At 73.8% G+C, this 20,444-nt stretch carries 1 protein-coding gene; it reads left to right on the top strand.

The window, feature by feature from the left end; all coding sequences use genetic code 11:
- The first annotated feature begins 31 nt into the window (after nt 1-31).
- Nucleotides 32-20,437, top strand: a complete 20,406-nt coding sequence (locus SNOUR_RS39805) for a type I polyketide synthase (protein ID WP_067357081.1) — start codon at nt 32-34, stop codon at nt 20,435-20,437.
- Nucleotides 20,438-20,444: the final 7 nt, after the last annotated feature.

Here is a 20,444-nt window from a genome sequence, read left to right on the forward strand (position 1 = left end):
TCCGGCATTCCACCGAACGATTGGCGTCCTGATGTCGAACGAGGAGAAGCTGCGCGAGTACCTCAAGCGCGCGATCGCAGACCTTCACGAGACTCGTCAGCAATTGGACGAGACCGAGGCGAAGCAGCGCGAGCCGATCGCGATCGTCTCGATGGCCTGCCGCTTCCCCGGAGGCGTCCGCGCGCCGGAAGAGCTCTGGGCGCTGCTGCGCGACGGGGTCGACGCGATCTCCTCCTTCCCCCGCAACCGCGGCTGGGACCTGGAAGCGCTCTTCCACCCCGACCCGGCCCACCAGGGCACCGCCTACGCGCGCGAGGGCGGATTCCTCCACGAGGCGGGCGAGTTCGACCCCGCCTTCTTCGGGATCTCCCCGCGCGAGGCGCTCGCCATGGACCCCCAGCAGCGACTGCTGCTGGAAACCGCCTGGGAGGCCGTCGAACACGCCGGCATCGACCCGCAGTCCCTCGCGGGCAGCCAGACCGGCGTCTTCGTCGGCACCGGCCACGGCGGGTACGACGCCGAAGGGGGCCGACGCGCCGACGAGGTCGGCGGACACCTGCTGACCGGCAACCACATCAGTATCGCCTCCGGCCGGATCTCCTACGTCCTGGGCCTCGAAGGCCCTGCACTGACCGTGGACACGGCCTGCTCATCGTCGCTGGTCGCCCTGCACCTGGCCATGCACGCGCTGCGACGCGGCGAGTGCGCCATGGCCCTGGTGGGCGGCGCGACCGTGATGTCCACACCGCAGATGTTCGTGGAGTTCTCCCGCCAGCGCGGCCTGGCCCCCGACGGCCGCTGCAAGCCGTTCGCGGCCGCCGCCGACGGCACGGGCTGGAGCGAGGGTGTCGGGCTGCTGGTGGTGGAGCGGCTCAGCGACGCCGTGCGCAACGGTCATCCCGTGCTCGCCGTGCTGAAGGGCTCGGCCGTCAACCAGGACGGCGCCTCCAACGGCCTGACCGCCCCCAACGGCCCCTCCCAACAACGCGTCATACGCCAGGCACTGGCCGGCGCGGGCCTGGCCGCCTCGGACATCGACGCGGTGGAGGCGCACGGCACCGGCACCACCCTCGGCGACCCCGTCGAGGCGCACGCCCTGCTGGCCACCTACGGGCAGCAGCGCCCCGCGGACCGGCCCGTGTTGATCGGCTCCATGAAGTCCAACATCGGGCACACCCAGGCCGCCGCCGGTATCGCCGGCGTGATGAAGATGGTCCTGGCGATGCGGCACGGGCAACTGCCCAGGACCCTCCACCTGGACGCGCCCACCGGACACGTCGACTGGAGCGAGGGCACCGCCAGGCTCCTCGCCGAGCCCGAGCCGTGGCCGAGCACCGATCGGCCCCGCCGCGCCGCCGTCTCCTCGTTCGGCATCAGCGGCACCAACGCCCATGTGATCCTGGAACAGGCACCCGCCCACGCGGCCGAACCCGCTGCCGAGCAGGCCGCCCGATCCGGCGCGCTGCCCTGGATCCTGTCCGCCCGCACCGAAGCGGCCCTGCGCGCCCAGGCCGAACGCCTCAGCCGCCACGTGCGCGACCGCGCCGGCCTCGAACCAACCGCCGTGGCCCACGCCCTCGTGGACACCCGGGCCCTCATGGAGCACAGGGCGGTCGTCGTCGCCGACGACCGCGACGCGCTCGTCGAGGGTCTGGACGCGCTGGCGGCCGGCCGCGGTGCGACCGGCCTGGTCAGCGGCGTCGCCGCCAAGACCACCACTGCGTTCCTCTTCGCCGGACAGGGCTCCCAGCGCCTGGGCATGGGCCGCGAACTGCACGCCGCGCACCCCGAGTTCGCGTCGGCCTTCGACGCGGTGTGCGCCGAGCTCGACCCGCACCTGGATCGGCCGCTGCGCGACGTGGTCTTCGCCGACGAAGGCAGCGCCGACGCGGCCCTCCTCGACCGGACCGCCTACACCCAGGCCGCCCTCTTCGCACTGGAAACCGCCCTGTTCCGGCTCGTCGAATCCTGGGGCGTGGCGCCCCGGTTCGTCGCCGGCCACTCCATCGGCGAGCTCGCCGCCGCCCACGTCAGCGGCGTGCTGACCCTCGAAGACGCCGCGCGGCTGGTCGCCGCGCGGGGCACCCTGATGCAGGCACTGCCCGAAGGTGGTGCCATGGTGGCGATCCAGGCCACCGAGGAGGAGATCCGGGACAGCCTCGCGGGCCACGAGGCGCACGTCTCCCTCGCCGCCGCCAACGGGCCCGACTCCACCGTCATCTCGGGCGACGAACAGGCCGTGACCGAGATCGCGGCCCACTGGGCGGACCACGGCCGCCGCACCAAACGCCTGCGGGTCAGCCACGCCTTCCACTCCCCGCACATGGACGCCATGCTGGAGGACTTCCGGTCCGTCGCCCGCGACCTGACCTTCCACGCCCCCCGCATCCCCGTGGTGTCCACGGTCACCGGCGAGCTCGCCACCGAGGACGAACTGCGCTCGCCCGACTACTGGGTCCGGCAGGTCCGCGAAGCGGTCCGCTTCTGCGCCGCCGTGCGCACCCTCGAAGCCGAGGGCGTCACCACCTTCGTGGAGATCGGCCCGGACGGCGTCCTCACCCCCATGGTCCAGGACTGCCTGACCACCCTCGACGGGCCGGTCCCCCCTGTCCTCGTCCCCCTCCTGCGCGCCGGCCGCCCGGAGGACTTCACCCTCACCACGGGCATCGCCACCGCCTTCGCACACGGCGCGCACGTCGACTGGGCCGGCTGCCTGGGCACCCGCAACGCACCCCACGTCGCACTGCCCACCTACGCCTTCCAGCGGCAGTGGTACTGGCTGGACCCGGCCGACCCCGAGCCGGCGGAAGCAGCCACCGCCGTGGCGGGCGAGGCCGGATTCTGGGCCGCCGTCGAACGCGAGGACCTCCAGGAGCTGTCGGCCGTCCTCGCCATCGACGGCAGCGACGCGGACTCCCTCGGCAACCTCCTGCCCACCCTGTCCTCCTGGCACCGACGGCGCCGCATCCAGGCCACCGCGGACCGCCTCGGCTACCACACCCACTGGGCCCCGCGCACCGTCACCGACAACCCTGCCGCCGCGGGACACTGGCTCGTCGTCCTGCCCCACGGCCGCGCCGACGACCCGTGGACCGTCCGCCTGCTGGACGCCCTGCGCGACCAGGGCCTGCACACCGACGTCAGGGAACTCCCCGACACCGACGAACCCGGTGACGCCCTCGCCCGGACCGACACCCCCTTCGACGGCGTGCTCTCCCTGCTGGCCCTCGACGAACGGGCCCACCCGCACCTGCCCGCCCTACCCCGGGGCGTGGCCGCCACGGCCGGCCTGCTGCGCGCCCTGGAGACCGCGGGCATCCAGGCACCGTTGTGGTGCCTGACCCGCGGCGCCGTCGCAGTCGACCGGCACGAGGCCCTCACCAGCCCCGTACAGGCCCAGACCTGGGGCCTGGGCCGGGTGGCCGCGCTGGAGTCCCCGCAGACCTGGGGCGGGCTCGTCGACCTCCCCGAAAACCCGGACGGGCGGGCCGTCGCCGCGCTGCTGCGCACCCTCGCGGGGGAGGAGGACCAGGTCGCGATCCGCCCGACCGGGGTCTTCACCCGCCGCCTGGAACGGGTCGCCCCCGGGGACACCGACGCCCCGTGGCACGCCCACGGCACCGTTCTGGTCACCGGCGGCACCGGTGCCCTCGGCACCCACCTCGCCCACTGGCTGGCCGGCGCCGGCGCCCAACACCTGGTGCTCACCAGCCGCCGCGGCCCACAGGCTCCCGGCGCACCGGAACTCGCGGCCGCACTCACCGACCGCGGCGTCGAGGTCACCCTCGCCGCCTGCGACGCCGCCGACCGCGACGCCCTGGCGGCCGTCCTCGCCGACATCCCGGCCCACCTGCCGCTCACCGGCGTCGTCCACGCCGCGGGCGTGCTGGACGACGGCGTGCTCGACGCGCTCACCCCCGAGCGCTTCGAGACCGTGCTGCGCCCCAAGGCGCAGGCGGCGCGGAACCTGCACGAACTCACCCAGGACCTGGACTTGGACCACTTCGTGCTGTTCTCCTCGATCGTCGGTGTCCTGGGCAACCCCGGCCAGGCCAACTACGCCGCCGCCAACGCCTACTTGGACGCCCTCGCCGAACAACGCCACCGGCAGGGCCTCCCGGCCACCTCCGTCTCCTGGGGCCCCTGGGCGGGCGACGGCATGGCCACCGACAGCGACGCCGCCGACCGGATGAGCCGCGACGGACTGCTGCCCCTGCCCGCGGCCCCCGCGCTCGCCGCCCTGCGCCAGGCCCTCGCCCAGGGCATGACACACGTGACCGTGGCGGACATCGACTGGAGCGCCTACGCCCCCGCCCTGACCGCCGTCCGCCCCAGCCCCCTCATCGCAGACCTGCCCGAGGCGCGCCGCGCCATCCGCCCCGCGGACGGCCCGCGCCGGGGAGCCTCCCCGCTGCGCGAGCGGATCGGCGCACTGCCGCCCGCCGAACAGGAACAGGCGTTCCTGGCGATGGTCAGGGAGGAGGCCGCCAAGGTCCTCGGCCACCCCTCACCGGACACCGTCGACGTCCAACGCGCCTTCCGCGAGCAGGGATTCGACTCCCTGATGGCAGTCGACCTGCGCAACCGGCTCTCCGCCGCGACGGGCCTGCGGCTGCCCACCACCCTGCTGTTCGACCATCCCTCTTCCGTCGCGGTCGCCGCATACCTGCGCGCCGAGGTCCTCGGTGCCGCAGGTCCCGCCACGGTCGTGCAGGCGTCGGCCGCCGCCCTCGACGAGCCGGTGGCGATCGTCGGCATGGCCTGCCGCTTCCCCGGCGGCGTGGACTCACCCGCGGCCCTGTGGCGGCTCCTGGCCGAGGGCGGCGACGCGATCACCCCCATGCCCACCGACCGGGGCTGGGACCTGGACCGCCTCTACCACTCCGACCCCGACCACCAGGGCACCACCTACGCCCGCGGCGGCGGCTTCCTGGACGGTGTGGCCGGCTTCGACGCCGACTTCTTCGGCATCTCGCCGCGCGAGGCCCTCGCGATGGACCCGCAGCAGCGGCTGCTGCTGGAAACCACCTGGGAGGTGCTCGAACAGGCGGGCATCGACCCGGAGTCCCTCCGTGGCAGCAGCACCGGGGTCTTCGCGGGCACCAACACCCAGGACTACGGCGCCGTGTTGGACACCGCACAGGACGAAGCGGGCGGGCACCGGCTCACCGGCAACGCCCTGAGCGTCGTCTCCGGCCGCGTCTCCTACACCTTCGGTTTCGAAGGGCCGGCCGTGACGGTGGACACCGCGTGCTCCTCCTCGCTGGTGGCCCTGCACATGGCGGCGCAGGCGCTGCGCCAGGGCGAGTGCTCCCTGGCGGTCGCCGGCGGCGTGACGGTGATGTCCACACCGTCCTCCTTCGTGGAGTTCGCCCGGCAGCGCGGCCTGGCCCCCGACGGTCGCTGCAAGCCGTTCGCGTCGGCCGCCGACGGCACCGGCTGGAGCGAGGGCGTCGGTCTGCTGCTGGTGGAGCGGCTGTCCGACGCCCGCCGCAACGGCCACCAGGTCCTCGCCGTCGTCCGCGGCTCGGCCGTCAACCAGGACGGCGCCTCCAACGGCCTGAGCGCACCCAGCGGCCCCTCCCAGCAGCGGGTGATCCGACAGGCCCTGGCCAACGCCCAGCTGGCCGCCTCCGAAGTCGACGCAGTGGAGGCGCACGGCACCGGCACGACGCTCGGCGACCCGATCGAGGCCCAGGCACTGCTGGCCACCTACGGCCAGGAGCACCCGCCGGAGCAGCCGTTGCTGCTGGGCGCGGTGAAGTCCAACCTCGGACACACCCAGGCCGCCGCCGGTGTGGCGGGCGTGATGAAGATGGTGCTGGCGATGCGGCACGGAATGTTGCCGCGCACCCTGCACGTCGACGAACCCACCGGGCACGTCGACTGGACCGCCGGCGCGGTCGAACTGCTCACCGAGAACACCGACTGGCCCGACACCGGCCACCCGCGCCGCGCCGCCGTCTCCGCGTTCGGCATCAGCGGTACCAACGCCCACGTGGTCCTGGAACTGCCCGCGGCCACCGAACCCGAAGCGCCCGCCACCCCGGTCGGGACGGTACCGCTGCTGCTCTCCGCCAAGAGCGGGAGCGCCTTGCGCGCCCAGGCGGCCCGACTCCACTCCCACCTCGACCGCGAGCCCGCGCTGCGGCTCGCCGACGTCGCGCACGCGCTGATCACTCGCCGCACGGCCTTCGCCCACCGCGCGACCGTCCGCGCCGACGACCACGCCACCGCGCTGCGGGCCCTGACCGCACTCGCCGCCGGCGAGGCCGACCCCGCCCTGGACACCGGCACGGCCCACACCGGCCGGGACGCCGTCCTCTTCTCGGGTCAGGGGTCCCAACGCCTGGGCATGGGACGCGAGTTGTACGCCGGACATCCGGTCTTCGCGGCGGCGTTCGACGCGGTCTGCGCCGCCCTGGACGAGCACCTGGACCGCCCCCTGCGGGACGTGGTGTGGGGCGAGGACGCGGATGAGTTGAACCGGACGGTCTACGCCCAGGCCGGGCTGTTCGCCCTCGAGGTGGCCCTGTTCCGGCTCGTGGAGTCCTGGGGCGTCAGCCCGCAGTACGTGGCCGGACACTCCGTCGGCGAGATCGCCGCCGCGCACGTCGCCGGGGTGTTCTCCCTGGCCGATGCCTGCGCGCTGGTGGCGGCGCGCGGAAGGCTGATGCAGGCGCTGCCCGCCGGCGGCGCGATGGTGGCGCTGCAGGCCACCGAGGAGGAGGTGCTGCCGCACCTGACCGACGACGTCGCGCTCGCCGCCGTGAACGGCCCCCGGGCCACCGTGGTCTCCGGCACCGAGGCCGCGGTGCTCGCGCTCGCCGCGCACTTCGAGGCCGAGGGCCGCAAGACCACCCGGCTGCGGGTCTCGCACGCCTTCCACTCGCCGCTGATGGAACCGATGCTGGACGACTTCCGCGCGGTCGCCGAGGGCCTGTCCTACGGCGAGCCGGAACGGTCCGTCGTCTCGAACGTGACCGGCGAACTCGCCACCGAGGACCGACTGCGCACCCCCGAGTACTGGGTGACCCACGTGCGCGCCGCGGTGCGCTTCGCCGACGGCATCCGCACCCTGCACGCGCAGGGCGTGACGCGCTTCCTGGAGCTGGGCCCCGACGGCACCCTCACGGCCATGGCCCGCGAGTCGCTGCCGGACGACGGCGCCACCGACCGCAGCGCCCCCGACGAGGGCGTTCTCGCCCCCGCCCTGCGCCGGGACCGCCCCGAAGAGGCGACCCTGCTCGCTGCCCTGACGCAGCTGCACGTGAGCGGGGCCGAGATCGACTGGACATCGTTCCCCGCCGCCCGGGACGCGCGCCCCGTCGACCTGCCGACGTACGCCTTCCAGCACCAGCGGTTCTGGCCGACCCCCGACCACACCCGCACCGGGGACATCGGCGCCGTCGGCCTCGAAGCGGCCGGGCACCCCCTGCTGAGCGCCGCCGTGGAACTGCCCGACGGCGACGGTGTGCTGTTCACCACGCGCCTGTCGCTCGCCACCCACCCGTGGCTGGCCGGGCACGCCATCATGGGCTCGGTCCTGCTGCCGGGCACGGCATTCGTCGAACTCGCGGTCCGCGCCGCCGACGAGGCCGGCTGCGAACGCGTCGAGGAACTGACGCTGGCCGCCCCGCTGATCCTTCCCGAGCACGGCGGCGTACACCTCCAACTGCATGTGGGTCCCGCCGACGAAGCGGGCCGCCGCACGTTCAGCGCGCGTTCCAGGGCCGAGGGCGACGGCGACCACCCGTGGGTGCAGCACGCCACCGGTGTACTCGCCGTCGACCCGCAGCCGGCCGCCACCGACGTCGACCTCGCCGCGATGCCCTGGCCGCCCGCCGACGCCGAGCCCGTCGAGCTGACCGACTTCTATCCCCGCCTGGCCGACCGCGGATTCGACTACGGCCCGCACTTCCAGGGCCTGCGCGCCGCATGGCGCCGTGGCGACGAGGTCTTCGCCGATGTCGCCCTGCCCGTCGCGGCCGAGGGCGAAGCACCGGCCTACGGCCTGCACCCGGCACTGCTGGACGCGGCCCTGCACATCGTGACCTTCAACGGCATCGAGCAGGACGTCGTCCCGTTCGCCTGGGAAAACGTCTCGCTGCACGCCTCCGGCGCCGCGGCGGTACGGGTCCGGGTCACCCGGCACGGCAACGACACGGTGTCCGTGGACGTCGCCGACACCACGGGCGAGCCCGTCGCCACCATCGGTGCCCTCGTCCTGCGGACGGTCTCCGCCGACCAGTGGCACAGCGGCACGGCTCCGATCGGCCGCGACGCGCTGTTCCGCCTCCGGTGGGACCCCGTGCGCCTGCCCCCGGTCGACGCCGTGGAGACCGTCGCGGCGGTCGGTCTCGCCACCGACCCGGCCGCCGGATGGTCGACCGAGCTGATCGAGCACTACGCCGACCTGGACGCCCTTGCCGCAGCCGGCCGAGCTCCCGGTGCGGTGCTCACGCCGGTGACGACCGACCTCGACGGACCCGGCACGGTCGAGGCGGTCCACGCCGCGACCGCGCGGACGCTGGCGGCGATGCAGTCGTGGTTGGCGGACGACCGGTTCGCGTCCTCGCGTCTGGTGTTCGTCACGCGGGGCGCGGTGTCCGGTGCGGATCTCGCGGGCGCCGCGGTGTGGGGTCTGGTGCGGTCGGCGCAGTCGGAGAACCCGGGCCGCTTCGGTCTGGTGGATCTGGACACCGACGCCGAAACGGACCTGCTCCCCATGGCGTTGGCCTCGGACGAGCCGCAGTTGTCGCTGCGGGGCGGCGAGGTGCTGGTCCCGCGACTGGCCCGTGCCCAGGCGCAGCGGAAGCATGTCTGGGACACCGCCGGCACGGTGCTGATCACCGGTGGTACGGGTGGTCTGGGACGTACGGTGGCGCGGCACCTGGTGGTCGAGCACGGGGTGCGGAGCCTGTTGTTGGTGAGCCGTCGTGGCCGGGCCGCGGAAGGGGCCGGGGAACTGGTCGCCGAACTGGCGGAGCACGGTGCACAGGTCGTCGTGGAGGCATGTGACGTCACCGACGCGGCCGCCGTGCAGGACCTGATCAGCCGTCATGTTCCTTCGGTCGTGGTGCATACGGCCGGTGTGCTGGACGACGGCGTGGTGGGGACGTTGACGCCGGAGCGGTTGGCCGCGGTGCTGCGTCCGAAGGTGGACGCGGCGTGGCACCTGCACGAGGCGACCAAGGACCTGGACCTGGACGCCTTCGTGGTGTTCTCGTCCGTGGCGGGTGCGATCGGCAGCCCCGGCCAGGCCAACTACGCCGCGGGCAACTCCTTCCTGGACGGCCTGGCGCACCACCGTCGTGCGGCGGGTCTGCCCGCGGTGTCGATGGCGTGGGGGCCCTGGTCCCAGGACAGCGGTATGACCGGCACCCTCACCGACGCCGACCTGCAGCGCATCGCCCGCCAGGGCATGCCGCCGCTCTCCGTCGAGCAGGGCGTGGCCCTCTTCGACGCCGCACTGGCGGCCGGGGACGCCCACATGCTGCCCGTCCGCTTCGACCTCGCGGGCCTGCGTGAGCAGGGCGCGGTGCCGCCACTCCTGCGCGGCCTGATCAGGACCCGCACCCGGCGCTCGGTGGTGGCCGGCTCCGCCGCGGTCGCCGGCCTGGTGGGGCGCCTGTCCGCACTGGGCGCGGCGGAGCGGCGCGAGGCGCTGCTGGACCTGGTACGCGCCCAGATCGCCGTGGTCCTGGGCCACGCGAACCCCGAGACCATCGACCCGGACCGGGCCTTCAACGACCTCGGCTTCGACTCGCTGACCGGCGTCGAGCTGCGCAACCGGCTCAACGACGCCACCGGCATGCTCCTCTCGTCCACCGCCGTCTTCGACTACCCCACCGCCGGCACGCTCGTCGGCTTCCTGCTGGACGAGTTGTTCGACTCCCCGGAGGAGGCCCACGCGCCGACGGTGCCGTCACCGACGGGGGCGGCGGACGACCCGGTGGTGATCGTCGGCATGAGCTGCCGCTACCCGGGCGGCGTGGCCTCCCCCGAGGACCTGTGGCGACTGGTGTCCGACGGCGCGGACGCGGTGTCCGACTTCCCCACCGACCGTGGCTGGGACCTGGAGGCCCTCCACAACCCGGACCCCGAGGCGTTCGGCACCTCGTACACCCGCTCCGGGGGCTTCCTCCACGAGGCCCCGGAGTTCGACCCCGAGTTCTTCGGCATGAGCCCCCGGGAAGCACTGGCGACGGACTCGCAGCAGCGGCTGCTGCTGGAAACGACCTGGGAGGCCATCGAGCGGACGGGCATCGACCCGACGTCGCTGCGGGGCAGCCGGACCGGTGTCTTCGCCGGCGTGATGTACACCGACTACGAAGACCTCCTCGGCGGTGACCAGTTCGAGGGCTTCCGCAGCAACGGCAGCGCGGCCAGCATCGCCTCCGGCCGCGTCTCCTACACCTTCGGTTTCGAGGGTCCGGCGGTCACGGTCGACACGGCGTGCTCGTCGTCGCTGGTGGCACTGCACCTGGCGGCGCAGGCACTGCGGGCGGGGGAGTGCTCGCTGGCGCTCGCCGGTGGCGTGACGGTGATGTCCACCCCGACGACGTTCGTGGAGTTCTCACGCCAGCGCGGACTGGCGGCGGACGGGCGCTGCAAGGCGTTCTCCGACGCGGCCGACGGTGTCGGGTGGGGCGAGGGCGTGGGCATGCTCGTGCTGGAGCGCCTGTCGGATGCGCGCCGCCTCGGGCACCGGGTGCTGGCCGTGGTGCGTGGCTCGGCGGTGAACCAGGACGGCGCGTCGAACGGTCTGACGGCGCCGAACGGCCCGTCGCAGCAGCGGGTGATCCGCCAGGCGTTGGCCAGTGCGGGAGTGTCCGCGGCGGACGTGGACGCGGTCGAGGCGCACGGTACCGGCACGACGCTGGGCGACCCGATCGAGGCCCAGGCACTGCTGGCCACCTACGGCCGGGAACGGCCGGACGACCGGCCGCTGCTGCTGGGCACCGTCAAGTCCAACATCGGGCACGCGCAGGCGGCCTCGGGTGTCGCCGGTGTCATCAAGATGGTGCTGGCGATGCGCCACGGCGTCCTGCCCCGGACGCTGCACGTCGACGAGCCGTCGACGCACGTGGACTGGAGCGCCGGCGCCGTGGAACTGCTGACGTCCGAGACGGAGTGGCCGCAGGGCACGGGTCCGCGCCGCGCGGGCGTCTCCTCCTTCGGAGTCAGCGGGACGAACGCGCACGTCATCCTGGAGCAGCCCGAACCGATCGCGGACGACGCCGTACCGGACGCGGTCGAGGACGAGCCCGGCGCGCTGGCGTGGGTGCTCTCCGGCCGGAGCGAGTCCGCCCTGCGCGGCCAGGCGGCCCGCCTCCTGCCCCTCGTCGCCGGCCGCGACGCGCGGTCCGCGCGGGACATCGGCCACTCACTGGTGACCGGACGGACGCGCTTCCCCCACCGCGCGGTGGTGTGGGGCCAGGACCGCGACGCCCTGGTGCTCGCCCTGTCCGCACTCGCGGTGGGCGAGACCTACACCGGTCTGGCGGAGGGCACCTCCGACGCCGGGAAGACCGCCTTCCTGTTCTCGGGTCAGGGCTCTCAACGCCTGGGCATGGGGCGGGAGTTGTACGGTCGCTATCCGGTCTTCGCGGCGGCGTTCGACGCGGTCTGCGCCGCCTTGGACGAGCACCTGGAGCGCCCTGTGCGGGACGTGGTGTGGGGCGAGGACGCGGAGGCGCTGAACCAGACCGCGTACGCCCAGGCCGGGCTGTTCGCGATCGAGGTGGCGCTGTACCGGCTGGCGGAATCGTGGGGCGTACGCGCCGACTTCGTGACGGGCCATTCGATCGGTGAGGTCGCCGCGGCGCATGTGGCGGGTGTCTTGTCGCTCCCGGACGCGGGTGCGTTGGTGGCGGCCCGGGGCCGGCTGATGCAGGCGCTGCCGGCCGGCGGGACGATGGTGGCGCTCAGGGCGACGGAGGAGGAGGTCCTGCCGCACCTGACCGGCGAGGTGTCGATCGCGGCGGTCAACGGCCCGTCGTCGGTGGTGGTCTCCGGTGCGCAGGACGCGGTGCTGGCCGTTGCGGCGCACTTCGAAGCGGAGGGCCGCAAGACCACGCGACTCCGGGTCTCGCACGCCTTCCACTCGCCGCTGATGGAACCGATGCTGGACGACTTCCGCGCGGTGGTGGCACGACTGTCCCTCGGCACGCCGACGATCCCCGTCGTCTCGAACCTGACGGGCCGGCTCGCCGAGCCCGAACACCTCTGCCGGGCCGACTACTGGGTCCGGCACGTCCGCGAAGCAGTGCGCTTCGCGGACGGCGTCGAGACGCTGCACGCCGCAGGGGTGACGCGGTTCCTCGAACTCGGCCCGGACGGCGTCCTGTCGGCCATGGCCCGGGAGTCGCTGCCGGACGAGGCCGTGCTCGCTCCCGTACTGCGCAAGAACCGGCCCGAGGAGACGACGCTGCTCGGTGCCCTGGCACAGCTGTACGTCCGGGGCGGAGATGTGGACTGGGCGTCGCTGTACGCCGGTAAGGGTGCGCGGTGGGTGGACCTGCCGACGTACGCGTTCCAGCGCGAGCGGTTCTGGCCGTCGACCAGAGTGGTGCGCTCGGGTGACGTGCGGTTCGCGGGTCTGGACTCCGCGGAGCATCCGTTGCTCGGTGCGGCGGTCGAACTGGCCGGGTCCGGCGGGCTGTTGTTCACCGGTCGGCTGTCGGTGCCGTCGCATCCGTGGTTGGCGGATCATGTGGTGTCGGGGTCCGTGGTGGTGCCTGGTACGGCGCTGGTGGAACTGGTGCTGCGGGCGGCCGACGAGGTGGGCTGCGGTGCGGTGGAGGAGCTGACGCTCGCCGCCCCGCTGGTGCTGCCCGCTTCGGGCAGCGGAGTGCAGGTGCAGGTGTGGCTGGGACAGCCCGACGGCACGGGCCGTCGCTCGGCCTCGGTGCATGCACGCGAGGCCGACGGGCCCTGGACACTGCACGCCGGCGGAGCGGTGACCTCGGGCGCCGAAGCGGTCCCCTTCGACGTCGTGGAATGGCCCCCGCGGGGCGCGGAGCAGCTGGACGTGGCGGACTGCTACGACGCACTGGCCGACGCGGGACTCACCTACGGCCCGGTGTTCCGGGGCCTGCGCGCGGCCTGGAAGCTCGACCACGACGTCTACGCCGAGGTGAGCCTTCCGGAGGGCACGGACGGCCGCGCCTACGGACTCCACCCCGCGCTCTTCGACGCCGCCCTGCACGCGGCGGCGGCATCGGGCGGTGTGGAAGCGGGCGCAGTCCCCTTCTCCTGGACCGGAGTCGCCCTGCACGCCTCCGGAGCCGGCCACCTCCGCGTCCGCATCCGGGGCACGGCCAACGGCATGTCGGTCGTGATGGCCGACACCTCCGGCGCGCCGGTCGCCTCCGTCGAGTCGCTGGTGGTGCGTCCGCTCCCGACCGGGCGGTTGCAGGCGGCCGACCGTGACGCCCTCTTCACGGTCGACTGGGTCCCCGTCCCGCTCACGGAGGAGCGCGTCGAACTCGGCACCGACCCGGTGGTGGAGCCGTCGCAGATCCCTGCCGACCTGCCGGCCCTGTCGGGCCCGACCGCGCCGGGAACGGTCCTGGTCGCCCCCTCCACCGACACCACCGGACTCGTGGAGTCCGTCCACCGCACGGCCGCCTGGGCGTTGGAAACGGTGCAGTCCTGGCTGGCGGAGGAGCGGTTCGCGTCCTCGCGTCTGGTGTTCGTGACGCGGGGGGCGGTGTCCGGTGCGGATCTCGCGGGCGCCGCGGTGTGGGGTCTGGTGCGGTCGGCGCAGTCGGAGCACCCGGGCCGCTTCGGCCTGGTGGACCTGGACGACGGCGCCGACGTCACCGCCCTGACGCGCGCACTCGCGACCGACGAGCCCGAACTCCTGCTGCGCGGCGACGAGGTGCTGGCCCCACGGCTGGCCCGTGCCGAGGCGCAACAGGACCGCAGGTGGAATCCGTCCGGCCCGGTGCTGATCACGGGTGGTACCGGTGGCCTGGGGCGGGCCGTCGCCCGACACCTGGTCACCGAGCACGGGGTGCGGAACGTGCTGCTGGTCAGCCGGCGCGGTCCGGCCGCCGACGGCGCCGGCGAGTTCGTCGACGAACTCGCCCGGCTCGGTGCGGAGGCCGTGGTCGAGGCGTGTGACGTGGCGGACGCCGTGTCCGTGGCGGATCTGGTGGAGCGTCATGTGCCGTCGGCCGTGGTGCACACGGCCGGTGTGTTGGACGACGGTGTGGTGGAGTCGTTGACCGCGCAGCGGTTGGCCGCGGTGTTGCGTCCGAAGGTGGATGCGGCGTGGCACCTGCACGAGGCGACCAAGGGCTTGGACCTGGACGCGTTCGTGGTGTTCTCCTCGGTGGCGGGCACCATCGGTAGCCCTGGTCAGGGGAACTACGCGGCGGGCAATGCCTTCTTGGACGCGTTGGTGCGTCACCGGCGTGCGGCGGGTCTGCCTGCCGTCTCGCTGGCGTGGGGTCCGTGGTCGCAGGACAGCGGCATGACCGGTGCCCTCACCGAGGCCGACTTCCAGCGGATGGCCCGTCAGGGCATGCCGCCGTTGTCGGTCGAGGAGGGGTTGGCCCTCTTCGACGCCGCGCTCGCGTCGGCCGAGGCCGCGCCGTTGCCGGTCCGCCTGGACCTCGCGGCGCTCCGCGCGCAGGGCGAACCCCAACCACTGTTCCGCGGCCTGATCCGCACGCGGAATCGCCGATCCGGCTCCGCCGCGGCATCCGGCATCGTGCGGCGCCTGGCCGGGCTGTCCACGGCGGAGCGGCACGAGGCGCTGCTCGATGTCGTACGGGCCCAGATCGCGGCGGTCCTGGGGCACGCGAGCCCGGCGACGGTCGACCCGGAGCGGGCCTTCCAGGACCTCGGCCTCGACTCCCTGACCGCCATCGAACTCCGCAACCTGCTGGGCAAGGCCACCGGACTGCGGCTCCCGGCGACCGCCGTGTTCGACTACCCGACGGCCGGCGCCCTGGCGAACCACCTCCTGGGCGAACTGTTCGGCACCGAGACCGAGACCGAGACCCCGATCCCGGTGTCCGCTCTCCCGCCCCTGACCGACGACCCGGTGGTGATCGTCGGGATGAGCTGCCGCTTCCCCGGCGGCGTCACCTCGCCCGAGGACCTGTGGCGGCTGGTGTCGGAAGGCGTGGACGCCGTCTCGGACTTCCCCACCGACCGCGGCTGGGAGATCGACGACACCTACGACCCCGACCGAGAAGGCGCCATCGCCACCCGCTCCGGTGGATTCCTCCACGACGCGGCCGAGTTCGACCCCGAGTTCTTCGGGATGAGCCCCCGGGAGGCCCTGACCACCGACGCCCAGCAGCGGCTGCTGCTGGAGACGACCTGGGAGGCGCTGGAACGCGCCGGTATGGACCCGGCGACCCTCCGCGGCAGCCGTACCGGCGTCTTCGCCGGCGTGATGTACCACGACTACTCGACGCTGCTGTCCGGGCGCGAGTTCGAGGGCTACCAGGGCAGCGGCAGCGCGGGCAGCGTCGCCTCGGGCCGCGTCTCCTACACCTTCGGCTTCGAGGGCCCGGCGGTCACCGTCGACACGGCCTGCTCGTCGTCGCTGGTGGCCCTGCACCTCGCGGCGCAGTCGTTGCGACTGGGCGAGTGCTCGTTGGCGTTGGCGGGTGGCGTGACGGTGATGTCGACGCCGGCGACGTTCGTGGAGTTCTCGCGTCAGGGCGGGCTCTCCGCCGACGGGCGGTGCAAGGCGTTCGCGGACGCGGCCGACGGTGTCGGCTGGGCCGAAGGCGCCGGAATCCTGGTGCTGGAGCGCCTGTCGGACGCGCGTCGCAACGGGCACCGGATCCTGGCGACGGTGCGGGGCAGCGCCGTGAACCAGGACGGCGCGTCCAACGGTCTGACGGCGCCGAACGGCCCGTCGCAGCAGCGGGTGATCCGGCAGGCACTGGCGAGTGCGGGACTGTCCGCGTCGGACGTGGACGCCGTCGAGGCGCACGGTACGGGCACGACGCTGGGCGATCCGATCGAGGCCCAGGCGTTGCTGGCCACGTACGGCCAGGGCCGGCCGGAGGACCGTCCGTTGCGGTTGGGATCGGTGAAGTCCAACATCGGTCATGCGCAGGCGGCTGCGGGTGTCGCCGGTGTCATCAAGATGGTGCTGGCCATGCGCCACGGCGTGCTCCCGCGGACGTTGCACGTGGACGATCCGTCGACGCACGTGGACTGGAACGCCGGTGCGGTCGAGCTGCTGACGTCCCCGGTCGCGTGGGAGCAGGGGGACGGGCCGCGACGGGCGGGCGTGTCGTCCTTCGGCATCAGCGGCACGAACGCGCACGTGATCCTGGAACAGCCCGAACCCGTCCCCACCGACACCCCCGCCGGCACCGAAGCCGGACCGGAGGGCGCCGAGGACGAGACGGCCGAGGCCGGGACACCGGTGCCGGTGCCGGTGCCGCTGTCGGGCCGGACCGAGCCGGCGCTGCGGGCCCAGGCGGCGCGCCTGCTGTCCCGACTGGACAGCGGTCCGGGGCAGCGGGTCACCGACGTCGCCTACTCACTGGCGACGGGCCGCTCGGCGTTCCCACACCGCGCGGTGATACTGGCCGCGGACCGGAAGGGCCTGCTGCGGGCCTTGTCCGCCCTGGCAGAGGGCCGCAGTGAGGCAGCCGTCGTGGTGCAGGACCGGGCCCGCACGGGCAAGCTCGCCTTCTTTTTCTCGGGTCAGGGCTCTCAACGCCTGGGTATGGGGCGGGAGTTGTACGGTCGCTATCCGGTCTTCGCGGCGGCGTTCGACGCGGTCTGCGCCGCCTTGGACGAGCACCTGGAGCGCCCTGTGCGGGACGTGGTGTGGGGCGAGGACGCGGAGGCGCTGAACCAGACCGCGTACGCCCAGGCCGGGCTGTTCGCGATCGAGGTGGCGCTGTACCGCCTGCTGGAGTCGTGGGGCGTGCGCCCCGACCAGCTGCTGGGGCACTCCGTAGGGGAGCTCGCCGTGGCGCACGTCGCGGGTGTCCTCTCCCTGCCGGACGCGGGCGCGTTGGTGGCGGCCCGGGGCCGGCTGATGCAGGCGCTGCCGGCCGGCGGGGCGATGGTGGCCATCAGGGCGACCGAGCAGGAGGTCCTGCCGCACCTGTCGGAGAAGGCGTCGATCGCGGCGGTCAACGGCCCCGCGTCGGTGGTGGTCTCCGGAGCCGAGGACGCCGTGCTCGCCATCGCGGCGCACTTCGAGGCCGAGGGGCGCAAGACCAGCAGGCTGCGGGTCTCGCACGCCTTCCACTCACCGCTCATGGAACCGATGCTGGACGACTTCCGCGCCGTCGCCGACCGCATGACGTACCACGCGCCGCAGCTGCCCGTGGTCTCGAACGTCACCGGCGAGCCCGCCACCGCCGAGCAACTGTGCTCCGCGGAGTACTGGGTCCGGCACGTCCGCGAGGCGGTGCGCTTCGCGGACGGGGTCGGCGCGCTGGAAGCGCAGGGCGTCTCGGTGTGCGTGGAGCTCGGCCCGGACGGCGCCCTCGCCGCGCTCGCCACGGAGTCCACCGGGGACGACGCGGTGCTGACTCCGGTTCTGCGCAAGGACCGGCCGGAGGCACCGGCGCTCCTCACGGCGGTGGCGCGGCTGCACGCCCGCGGCGTCCCCGTCGACTGGTCCGCCGTCTTCGCCGGTACGGGTGCGCGGTGGGTGGACCTGCCGACGTACGCGTTCCAGCGCGAGCGGTTCTGGCCGTCGACCAGAGTGGTGCGCTCGGGTGACGTGCGGTTCGCCGGCCTGGAGTCCGCGGAGCATCCGCTGCTCGGTGCGGCGGTCGAACTGGCCGGCTCGGACGGCCTGTTGTTCACCGGTCGGCTCTCGGTGGCCACGCATCCGTGGCTGGCCGACCACGTGGTGCAGGGGGCGGTGCTGGTGCCCGGCACCGCGCTGGTGGAACTGGTGCTGCGGGCGGCCGACGAGGTGGACTGCGGTGCGGTGGAGGAGCTGACGCTCGCCGCCCCGCTGGTGCTGCCCTCGGCGGACGGCGCGGTCCAGGTGCAGGTGCGGGTGGGCGAGCCCGAGAACGGGGGACACCGACCGGTGTCGGTGCACGCTCGTTCCGGAGCGGAGCCGTGGACGCTGCACGCCAGCGGCGCCCTGGCGCCGGCAGCCGAGCCGCCGTCGTTCGACGCCGCGGCCTGGCCCCCGGAGGGCGCCGAGCCGCTCGACGTGACGGACTGCTACGAGCGGTTCGCGGACGCCGGGTTCGGGTACGGACCGGTGTTCCAGGGCCTGCGGGCGGCCTGGCGGGCGGGCGATGACGTCTATGCGGAGGTCGGACTCCCGGAGGGCACCGACGGTGCCGCCTACGGTCTGCACCCGGCGCTCTTCGACGCGGCGCTGCACGCGGCGCTCCTGGATGGCGAAGGCGCCGACGAGAAGGGGGTCCCCTTCTCGTGGAGCGGGGTGTCCCTGCACGCGTCCGGTGCCTCCCGGGTGCGGGTCCGCATCCGTGCCACCGACAGCGGCACGTCGATTGCGCTCGCGGACCCGACCGGTGCCCCGGTGGCCTCGGTGCGCACCCTGATCGCCCGTCCGCTCACCGTCGGTCAGCTGCACGGCGGCGATTCCCTCTACGCGGTCGACTGGACCGGCGTACCCCTCGCCGGCGAGCCGGCGGGCACCCTCGCCCTGCTCGGCAAGGACGCCGACGGCCTGCTCGACGCCCTCTCGCTCCGGTCCCACGCGGACCTCGGTGAGATCGCGGCCGTCGGCGCGCCCGACACGGTGCTGGTCCCGACGACGACCGGCCCCGCCGGCACGGTGGAGTCGGTCCACGCCGCGGCGGCGGAGGCGCTGGAGTTGGTGCAGGCGTGGCTGGCGGAGGAGCGGTTCGCGTCCTCGCGTCTGGTGTTCGTGACGCGGGGGGCGGTGTCCGGTGCGGATCTCGCGGGCGCCGCGGTGTGGGGTCTGGTGCGGTCGGCGCAGTCGGAGCACCCGGGCCGCTTCGGCCTGGTGGACCTCGGTGACGCTGCCGAAGTGGCGCTCGTACCACAGGCGTTGGCGTCGGACGAGCCACAACTGCTGGTGCGCGGCGAGCAGGTCGGCGCCGCGCGGCTGGCCCGCATGGCACGGCCGGATTCCCCCGCGGCCGGCGTCGAGTGGAACGGGTCCGGCCCGGTGCTGATCACGGGTGGTACCGGTGGTTTGGGGCGGGCCGTCGCCCGACACCTGGTCACCGAGCACGGGGTGCGGAACGTGTTGCTGGTGAGCCGGCGCGGTCCGGCCGCCGACGGCGCCGGCGAGTTCGTCGACGAACTCGCCCGGCTCGGTGCGGAGGCCGTGGTCGAGGCGTGTGACGCGGCGGACGCCGTGTCCGTGGCGGATCTGGTGGAGCGTCATGTGCCGTCGGCCGTGGTGCACACGGCCGGTGTGTTGGACGACGGTGTGGTGGAGTCGTTGACCGCGCAGCGGTTGGCCGCGGTGTTGCGTCCGAAGGTGGATGCGGCGTGGCACCTGCACGCGGCGACCAGGCACCTGGACCTGGACGCGTTCGTGGTGTTCTCGTCCGTGGCCGGCACGGTCGGCAGCCCCGGTCAAGGCAACTACGCGGCGGGCAACGCCTTCTTGGACGCGTTGGCCCACCACCGCCGAGGTCTGGGGCTGCCCGGAGCGTCGTTGGCGTGGGGTCCGTGGTCGCAGGACAGCGGCATGACCGGTGCCCTCACCGACGCCGACGTGGAGCGCATGGTCCGTCAGGGCATGCCGCCGTTGTCGGTCGAGGAGGGGTTGGCCCTCTTCGACGCCGCGCTCGCGTCGGCCGAGGCCGCGCCGTTGCCGGTCCGCCTGGACCTCGCGGCGCTCCGCGCACAGGGCGAACCCCAACCACTGTTCCGCGGCCTGATCCGCACCCCGGGCCGTCGCACCGCCGCGGCCCCGGCCGCGGCGGCCGCCTTCGCACGGCGGCTGACCGGCCTGTCGGCGGCCGAGGGGCGTGAGCTCGTCCTCGACGCCGTGGGCGGCCAGGTCGCGACCGTTCTCGGACACTCCAAGGGCACGGAGCTCGACCCGGACCGCGCCTTCCTGGACATCGGCTTCGACTCCCTGACCGCGGTCGAACTCCGCAACGGCCTGAGCGCCCTCACCGGAATCCGCCTGCCGGCGACCCTGCTGTTCGACTACCCGACGCCGGCGGAGTTGGTCGACCACCTCCACGCCCGGCTCGCACCCGAGCCGGCCGCCGGCCCGGAGGCACTCCTGGGCGAGCTCGAACGGCTGGAGAAGACCTTCGGCGGGCTCGACGTCACGGAGGAGGTCCACGAGCAGATAGCCGGCCGGCTGGAGGTTCTCAGGGCGAAGTGGGACGCCCTCCGCGACACCCCCGCGGCAGCCGGGCCGGGCGACTCCCGGTCCGACCAGGACTTCGACTTCGAGTCCGCCTCCGACGAGGAGGTCTTCGACCTCCTCGACAACGAGTTCGGCCTGAGCTGACCGTAGG

It is taken from the genome of Streptomyces noursei ATCC 11455 (assembly GCF_001704275.1).
Classification (GTDB): domain Bacteria; phylum Actinomycetota; class Actinomycetes; order Streptomycetales; family Streptomycetaceae; genus Streptomyces; species Streptomyces noursei.